This window comes from Pseudomonas sp. DE0010 (assembly GCF_007680745.1).
GTDB classification, from domain to species: domain Bacteria; phylum Pseudomonadota; class Gammaproteobacteria; order Pseudomonadales; family Pseudomonadaceae; genus Aquipseudomonas; species Aquipseudomonas parafulva_B.
In genome coordinates this window covers 1-239 of sequence record NZ_VEJQ01000289.1, presented here as the reverse complement: position 1 = coordinate 239, position 239 = coordinate 1, and the positions used below count along the sequence as shown (strand labels likewise).

Annotated in this window: 1 protein-coding gene; it reads left to right on the top strand. The window is 63.2% G+C overall.

Features of this window, described 5'->3' with window-relative positions; all coding sequences use genetic code 11:
• Positions 1 to 239: SDR family NAD(P)-dependent oxidoreductase (locus FS767_RS22575; protein ID WP_144968306.1), on the top strand; the 239-nt coding region annotated here is incomplete at both ends.

Genomic DNA, 239 nt, shown 5'->3' with positions numbered 1-239 from the left:
ACTATCCCTATCCGGGCAGCCATGTCTATGGCGCCACCAAGGCCTTCCTCAAGCAATTCAGCCTGAGCCTGAGATCCGATCTGCTGGGCACCGGGGTGCGGGTGACCAACATCGAGCCGGGCCTGTCCGAAAGCGAATTCTCGGTGGTGCGCTTCGGGGGTGACAAGGCCAAGGCCGATGCCGTCTATGCCGGCACCGAACCCCTGACCCCGGACGACATCGCCGAATCCATCCACTGG